This window comes from Nocardia niigatensis NBRC 100131, from assembly GCF_000308655.1.
Taxonomy (GTDB): Bacteria; Actinomycetota; Actinomycetes; order Mycobacteriales; family Mycobacteriaceae; genus Nocardia; species Nocardia niigatensis.
Genome location: NZ_BAGC01000050.1, coordinates 84073 through 91059, shown reverse-complemented (window position 1 = coordinate 91059; position 6987 = coordinate 84073). Strand labels below are relative to the sequence as shown.

The 6987-nt window shown below is 65.9% G+C and carries 7 protein-coding genes and 2 pseudogenes; 5 read left to right on the top strand and 4 right to left on the bottom strand.

What is annotated here, in order from left to right; translation table 11 throughout:
* From ON33_RS41570 to ON33_RS44475, 4 genes and pseudogenes are all read left to right on the top strand, one after another.
* Window positions 1-240, top strand: a pseudogene (locus tag ON33_RS41570) (hypothetical protein); the annotation flags it as partial.
* The gene (gvpJ, locus tag ON33_RS24155; RefSeq protein ID WP_051152727.1) at window positions 237-641 is read left to right on the top strand and encodes a gas vesicle protein GvpJ; all 405 of its coding nucleotides are present in this window, start codon (window positions 237-239) and stop codon (window positions 639-641) included. The pseudogene ON33_RS41570 and the gene gvpJ, both read left to right, overlap by 4 nt.
* Window positions 641-1402 carry a GvpL/GvpF family gas vesicle protein gene (locus ON33_RS24150; protein ID WP_245550687.1) on the top strand — a complete coding sequence of 254 codons (762 nt, stop codon included), beginning with the start codon at window positions 641-643 and terminating at the stop codon, window positions 1400-1402. Before gvpJ ends, ON33_RS24150 begins: the two co-directional genes overlap by 1 nt.
* A 203-nt stretch (window positions 1403-1605) precedes the next feature.
* A pseudogene (locus ON33_RS44475) lies at window positions 1606-1662 on the top strand (DUF2510 domain-containing protein); the annotation flags it as partial.
* Between the two features lie 329 nt (window positions 1663-1991).
* Here the strand turns inward: ON33_RS44475 and ON33_RS24145 are convergent.
* Window positions 1992-2471: a response regulator gene (locus ON33_RS24145; RefSeq protein WP_157184699.1), complete on the bottom strand. Its 480-nt coding sequence runs from the start codon at window positions 2469-2471 to the stop codon at window positions 1992-1994.
* Window positions 2472-2841: 370 nt separating this feature from the next.
* Between ON33_RS24145 and ON33_RS24140 the strand changes: the two genes are divergently transcribed.
* The gene (locus ON33_RS24140) at window positions 2842-3513 is read left to right on the top strand and encodes a class I SAM-dependent methyltransferase (protein ID WP_245550686.1); all 672 of its coding nucleotides are present in this window, start codon (window positions 2842-2844) and stop codon (window positions 3511-3513) included.
* 99 nt (window positions 3514-3612) lie between these two features.
* On the opposite strand, the gene ON33_RS24135 is transcribed toward ON33_RS24140, so the two are convergent.
* Genes ON33_RS24135 through ON33_RS24125 form a run of 3 tightly spaced genes read right to left on the bottom strand, consistent with a single transcriptional unit; the run spans window position 3613 to window position 6750 of the window.
* Window positions 3613-5199 (bottom strand): FAD-dependent oxidoreductase, encoded by a 1587-nt coding sequence (locus ON33_RS24135; protein WP_040861339.1) that lies wholly within the window; start codon window positions 5197-5199, stop codon window positions 3613-3615.
* On the bottom strand, window positions 5199-5666 hold the full coding sequence (locus ON33_RS41565; RefSeq protein ID WP_063711067.1) for a hypothetical protein: 468 nt from the start codon (window positions 5664-5666) through the stop codon (window positions 5199-5201). Before ON33_RS41565 ends, ON33_RS24135 begins: the two co-directional genes overlap by 1 nt.
* Before the next feature lie 55 nt (window positions 5667-5721).
* The gene (locus ON33_RS24125) at window positions 5722-6750 is read right to left on the bottom strand and encodes an AraC family transcriptional regulator (protein ID WP_040861338.1); all 1029 of its coding nucleotides are present in this window, start codon (window positions 6748-6750) and stop codon (window positions 5722-5724) included.
* Between the last annotated feature and the right edge of the window lie 237 nt (window positions 6751-6987).

Genomic DNA, 6987 nt, shown 5'->3' with positions numbered 1-6987 from the left:
GAAGACGATCAGACCGCACGGCGCAGGGAACAAGCCGACACCGAAGACGATCGTGGCGACGATGAAGCGTCCCGCGACGAAGAAACAAGCGAGATCGACGAAGGCGAGGTCGACGAGCAGGACGAGGAAGGCGAGGACAACGAGGCGGACGAACCAGAGCCGCCTTCCCGCCCAACGGCCGCCCGCCGCAAGACCCCGGTAGCCCGCCGCTCGCGTGTGAGCCAAGGAGCAAGCAGATGACAATCCAACCCTCAGGAGGCGGTGGCAGCGGCACGTTGGCGCGGCCGAACTCTTCCAGCCTGGCCGATGTCGTAGACACCATCCTCGACAAAGGACTGGTTATCGACGCGTTCGCCCGCGTGTCGCTGGTCGGTATCGAACTGGTGACCATCGATGCCCGTGTCGTGGTGGCCAGCGTCGACACGTATCTGCGTTTCGCCGAAGCGGTCAACCGGCTCGAGATCTCGACCACTGAGCCGAAGGGTCTGACCGATATCGTCGGGGACGTCACCGAAGGCGCGGCGAAACACAAAACGCAAGGCGCACTCGATGCGGCCGGCCAGAAGGTCGCGGACTTCCTCGGCGATGTGCAGCAGAAGCGTCAAACAGTGCACAGGCCCTCCAAACGTGAGGACCAATGATGTCTCCCGAATCGACAGCCGTGTATGTCTACGGCATCGTGCCCGCCGACGTCGAGCCCCAGCCACACGCCACCGGAGTCGGCGATCCGCCCGCTGAGGTCACGGTCGTGCGGCACGGCGAAATCGCAGCCCTGGTCAGCACACTCGAGTCCGACCGGCCATTGGGCACACCGAAGGACCTCAGAGCCCACGAGGAACTGCTGGACGGATCGGCCGCGGTCACTCCGGTGCTGCCGCTGCGCTTCGGTGCGGTCATGACCGACACCGACGCGGTGGAAAGCGAACTACTCGAGGCGAACGAGGACGAATTCCGCGCCGCCCTCGACCAACTCGAGGGCCGGGTCCAGTTCGTGATCAGAGGGCGCTACGTCGAAGACGCGATCTTGCGGGAACTACTCGACGAGAACGCCCAGGCCGCGCAACTGCGAGACGAGATCCGCGGCAAGCCCGAGGACGCCACCCGCGATGCGCGAATCATGTTGGGCGAGCTGATCAATCACGCCATCGAGGCCAAACGAGCCGACGACACCCAAAAGGTGGCTTCCGCACTCGAGAAACTCGAAGCACTGATCAACCAGCGCGAACCCACCCATGAAGAAGACGCCGTCCACCTCGCGGTGCTGATCGAATCGGCGCGGGAACGAGAGCTCGAGGAAGCGGTGCGCCAGCTCATCACGGACTGGGACGGCCGGGTGGAGCTGGATTTGCTCGGACCGATGGCGGCCTACGACTTCGTTACGAAGCCAGCCCCCGCAAGGTGATGTCGTCGAAAATCACGGCGTTGCTAGACCGCCGCACGGTCTCTTCGGCAGGCGCCGCCACGATCGGTTCGTAGCGGCAAGGCCGGATTGCAGCCGCAGCAGGGACAGCAGGTATTCACCCGGCCGTATCCTGGGCAACCGGACCTACACGGCCCGCCCCCCGGCCTGTCCCCCTGCCGGCTGGTATACCGACCCCCGACGGATTGCACCGGATCGACCGCTGGTGGGACGGCACGCAGTGGACAGATCACCGGAGGAACCGGCCGGCACGGTGTCACGGCAGCCAGTACCTTTCCGCTGAATTCGCGGCAGCGGCAAGAGAATCGGCGTCTTACGATCGGCAGGTCGCACAGGAACCCTCTGCTACGACCATGCCTGGGCGGAATCATTCACCGGAACCCCTGGCGAGAACAGGATCGTTGTCATCTTTCGGTTATCGCCACCGGTACCGTCACGCCCCACGCAGATGGGTCGCATACGTTTGGGTGCGGTTGTCGAGGTGGAGTTTGCGCATGAGCTGCGCGACATAGCCGCGGATGGTGTTCTCGGTGAAGAACAATCGGTCGCGATCTGCCGGTTGGTCAGCCCTTCAGCCAAGAGCAACAGGATTGTCATCTCCATGGGTCGTCAACATGCTTACGAGCTCGCGTTCGTTGAGGTGGCGGCGGGACCACTCGTGCATCAACACCTGGGTCGAGCGACCGTCGAGGCGGGATTGCCCGGCGGCGATCGCCTTGACCGCGTCGGCGATGGCCAGTTCGGTGAGGTCTTTGATCATGTATCCGGCCGCACCGGCGCGCACGGCCTCGAGCATGGGCTCGGGTTCGACCTCGGAGGTCAGGATCAGGCAGCGGGTAGCGGCGCTGGCGGCCTCGAGGTTTCGGCATATCTGCAAGCCGTTGCCATCGGGTAGGCGGGGGTCGAGGATGACCACGTCGGGTTCGAGTCCCGGGAGGATCATGAGTGCTCCCGCGAGGCTGTCGGCCTCGCCGACGACGGAGATCGCCGAGTCGAGCTCGAGGAGATCGGCGACCGCGTCCCGAACAGCGCGGTCTCGGTCGATCAGCATTACGCGCACCGGGTGTCGTGAGGATGGTGGTGGACGGTTGGAATCGGACGTGGGGTTCATCGCTTCACGATGCGCCCAGCGACCGCCTCCGGCCAGGATGACAAAGCCACCGCTGACCGGGTCCTAGGTCCCCATCCGTCCCAGCCGCCAACCGCGGACCAGCCGGTTTACACATAATCGGCAACAGCGCAGGTTCCGCCGACGCGAACGGCTGGAGATGATCTCCGGTCCGGGCATTCGAGCCCAGTCGGTTGGCCACCTTTATCCGCAGGGGTGCGGCATGTGCGGACACTGCGGTCGGCTGCGGTGCAATCGACCCTGGACTGAACTACGGGGCTGTCCCGCTTGAACTTTCGGGTAGCCTGCGGTCGTGGGCGCGGGACTGGACAGTGACGGCTGGCTGGGAAACGTACGAATGTCATACGACACGGTCGCTGCTGGTTATGCAGAGCTGACGCGTCATCTTCTGGACGAAACGCCCGAAGAGCGGGCAGTCCTGATGCTGTTCGCCGATCTGGTACGAGCCCAGGGTGGAGGACCGGTTGCGGACGTGGGCTGCGGGGCGGGGAGGATCACGGCGCACCTGTGTCAACTGGGCGTGGACACGTTCGGTATCGATTTGTCGCCCAGAATGATCGAGGTGGCCCGGCGTGATCACCCCGATCTCCGTTTCGATGTCGGTACCATGACGAACCTCGCGCTCGCGGACCACTCGATGGCCGGCCTGGTCGCGTGGTATTCGCTGATCCACGTCCCCAACGACGAGATCGGTTCTGTCTTCGCGCATTTCCGGCGGGTGCTTCGGCCGGGAGGGTCGCTGCTGATCGGCTTCCACGTCGGAGACGAGTCGCAGTTGAAGACCCAGGGTTATGGCGGGCACCCGATGAACCTCTACGTCCATCGTCGACAGCACGACCAGATGCGTACGTGGCTGGACGATGCCGGCTTCCTCGTCGAGACACACAGAACTCTCACCTCGGCCGAGAGCGACCTCGGAGGGATCATTCTCGCGCGTCGCAGGGTCATCGACCCAGAAAGGTGATTCGCCGGGCGTTCGCACGGCGTCGGATAGCCCCGGACAGTTGATCTTCCGAGGTGCCGGGTCGGCTGGTTCGGCCGGTTCGGTCAGCGCGACCGGTCGCTAGTTCGTGCGGCGGTCTCGGGGTGTGGGTTTGGCCGGAATGTGGCTGAGTGCTTCCTCGGCCATGGCGGTGATGGTGAGGCTGGGGTTGACACCTACGTTTGCCGGTACGGCGGATCCGTCGGTGACCAAGAGGTTGTGGTATCCGAATACTCGGTGGTACCGGTCGATCACGCCTCGGCTCGGGTCGGCCCCGATCACCGCGCCGCCGAGGATATGGGCGGTGGTGGGTGAGCTGATCAGTGATTCAGCGACCGAGCTTTCGGGGTAGCCGCCGATGTGTCGTGCGGCCAGTTCGGTGAATCGGTTCGCGATCGGCAAATAGCTTGCCGGTCTTCTGTCGGGATGGTCGATGACGGTGGTCATGCCGGAGCCGAACCTTTTGGGGCGCAACTGGAGTGAGTTGTCGATGCTCTGCATGACGGTGAAGATGACCGTGCGGCGCGACCAGCCGCGGATGCGAGCCGGGTTCAGCCAGCGGGCCGGGTGCCGGAGGATCTCACGCAGGAATTGCAGAGTGCGTCGTCGGCCGCCGGTGAATGGGCCGAAGGTCAACGCCAACGCATCACCCGCCGATGCGTAGGTGTTGTTGGTGACGTGGGTGTGTTCGTCGGGGTGCACGCTCATCGTGATGGTCAGGTCGGTGCTGAGGTCGGCCGAGCGGTCGTGGGCAGTGACCGCGGTGATGGCTTCGCTGTTGGTACGGACGAGGTGCCCTACGCGGTCCGACAGCAGGGGGAGTGCCCCCGTGGCACGGGCTCTGGTGAGCAGTTCGGTCGTTCCCATCGCTCCGCCGGCGAGCACGACGCCGTGCGCGTGGACGACCTGGCGGTCGCGCCGCCCCCACGCCCCGGAGCGTTCGGTGGTGACGGCGTATCCGTCGGTGCCGTCGGAGGCGCCGAGTGGTCGTATGCCGACGACCGTGCGTTCGGGCTGTACGTCGATTCCGAGCCGTTCGGCCAGGTAGAGATAGTTCTTGACGAGGCTGTTCTTGGCACCGTGGCGGCAGCCGAGCAGGCATTCGCCGCAGCGTAGGCAGCCGGTGCGTTCGGGTCCGGCGCCGTCGAAGAACGGGTCCGGGACGGTTTTGCCCGGTGTTCCGAGATAGACCCCGACTCTGGTGTGGTGCACGGTGTCCGGCACGCCGAGGTCGGCCGCGACCGCGCGCATCATCTGCTCGCTTCGGCCGTCGCTGTGACAGTCCACCACCCCGAGCATGCGCTCGGCGGTGGCGTAGTGCGGCGCGAGGACCGATCGCCAATCCGCGAGTTCCGCCCATTGCTCGTGCCGGTAGAAGTCATCGGAGTGCGGAACGTACAGCGTGCTCGCGTACACCAGCGACCCTCCGCCGACGCCGACCCCGCAAATCACCGATACGTGCTTCATCGGTCGCACCTGGAGGATCCCGGTGAGGCCGATGCGCGGAGCCCAGAGCATGCGTCTGGCCTGCCAGGTGCTCGTCGCGAAGTCCTCGTCACGGTAGCGACGCCCCTTCTCGAAAACGGTGACGGAGTAGCCTTTTTCGGCCAGTCGCAATGCGGCGACGCTACCCCCGAAACCGGATCCGATCACGACCCAGTCGCGCATCACCGAGCCTCCCGCCGCAGCAGGAAAGGCGAGCCGTCGCGCGGCGTGAGCGGCAGGCCGAATGTGAGTCCCAGCACGGTCCCGTCGGGCAGTATTCGCAGCTCGTCAACCACGCGGCGCCATGGGAAGGGGGCGTCCGGCGGATAGCTGAGCACCATGGCCGGCGCACCGTCCAGCCGGGAGGGACCGACGGTTGCGCTGAGCGGCAGGGTGGTCCGCTCGCCGCGCGGACCGGCGAGGTTGTGTCCTGCCAACTCCTGACCGCCGGGGACAGGTCGAAGGTCCTTGCCCCACCAATCCGCGAGGCCGGTGAGCCGGAACGCTATGGGAGCCACCGCGCGTACGAGGGCCGGCCCGGCGAGTTCGGCTTCGAGACGTCCCGACACTTCCGAGAGGCTGGGGCAGGCTGCTGTCCGGAACAGTGCGCGCAGCTCCCGGCTGCTGCGTCGTGCGAGGTCGTTGTCCATGGACTGAAGTGTCGTAAGGCTGAGCTGCGGGGTATTGCCCACTGACGACAGGGATTTATCTTTGAACGACAGTTTCGTCGACGCCGCCCGCGCGGCGCACGGCACTCGGGGTCGCCCCGAACCAGCGCAGGCAGCAGCGCGTCAGCGCCGACTGCTCGGCCAGTCCGACCGCGGCGGTCACGCGCGACAGGGCCAGGTCGGAGTCGATCAGGTGGCGCAGCGCGGCGTCGCGGCGAGCGGCGTCCAGAATCTCGGCGTAGGACGTGCCCTCCGCCACCAGCCGACGCTGCAAGGTTCGTGCATGGATACCGAAAGTGGCTGCGACAGCGGCCAACTCGATCGCGCCACTCCCCAGCGCCTGGTCGAGGTAGCCGCGGACCCGCGGTACGTACATCTGGTGCGGGTCGGGGTAGCGCGACGTGAGGTAGTCCAGAGCGAGCTGTTTGAGCAGCGGATTCGCCTCCGCCATCGACGAGGCCAGCCCCTCGGCCGGCAATCTCAGGGTGGCCGTGGGGCGGCCGAACCGGGCCGGCGCTCCGAAGCATTCCGCGTAGCGCTCAGGTGGGCTCAGCCGAGAATGGGGGAAGTCCACACTGATCGGCCGCGCCGCCGCGCCGATATCGAGCCGGCCCACCCGATGGGCCACGAGCAGTGCCATTTCGACGACCTGACGCGTGGGTGGGGGCGAGTTCAGTGAGTATCGCAGCCCGACAACCTCCGGGCTTCCATCTGGATCATCGGTCAATGTGAACGACACCGCCGGACTGTGCACGAACATGAACCGGGACGCGCTCTCGACAGCCTCTCGCAGCGTCGCCGAGTGAAGCATGACCACCGCGAGCGGGCCGAGAATCGAGATGTCCTGGTGCTCGGCGATCCGCAACCCGAGGTCGGGGACCTCCAACTCCATGGATGCGTGCTCCAGTAGCCGTACCAGGCTGCGATGCGAAATGACCGCGTCCTCGGAATCCAGCAGCGTCGGCTCGATCCCCACGCGCGCGAGCAGCGCGGCGGGGTCACCGCCGCACTCGCTGATCACGCTGCCGAAACCACGCAGCGCCGCGGCCCGGATCAAATCGTTCATGTCGCGCAAGGATAAATCACTGTTGGCGCATGTCGAGTGCGTGCCACATGGCGATCAGTTCCGCAGCGACATTCGACCGGATCGTCCATCTCGCGCATCGACGCGCACGCGAGGCTGTCGCCCGAAATCAGCTGCGTCACGGTGAGTTCCGTGCCTGTGCGTACTGTCGCCGAGGGGCTTGCATCCTGTGCCCGGGTACAGGCTCAGCCTGGGATGGCAGCGGACCGATGGGGTTCT

Bases quoted from the DNA above. Each gene is read 5' to 3' on its own strand.
- gvpJ (WP_051152727.1), top strand. From the start codon at position 237: ATGACAATCCAACCCTCAGGAGGCGGTGGCAGCGGCACGTTGGCGCGG.
- ON33_RS24150 (WP_245550687.1), top strand. From the start codon at position 641: ATGTCTCCCGAATCGACAGCCGTGTATGTCTACGGCATCGTGCCCGCC.
- ON33_RS24145 (WP_157184699.1), bottom strand. From the start codon at position 2,471: ATGCTGATCGACCGAGACCGCGCTGTTCGGGACGCGGTCGCCGATCTC.
- ON33_RS24135 (WP_040861339.1), bottom strand. From the start codon at position 5,199: ATGCGCGACTGGGTCGTGATCGGATCCGGTTTCGGGGGTAGCGTCGCC.
- ON33_RS41565 (WP_063711067.1), bottom strand. From the start codon at position 5,666: ATGGACAACGACCTCGCACGACGCAGCAGCCGGGAGCTGCGCGCACTG.
- ON33_RS24125 (WP_040861338.1), bottom strand. From the start codon at position 6,750: ATGAACGATTTGATCCGGGCCGCGGCGCTGCGTGGTTTCGGCAGCGTG.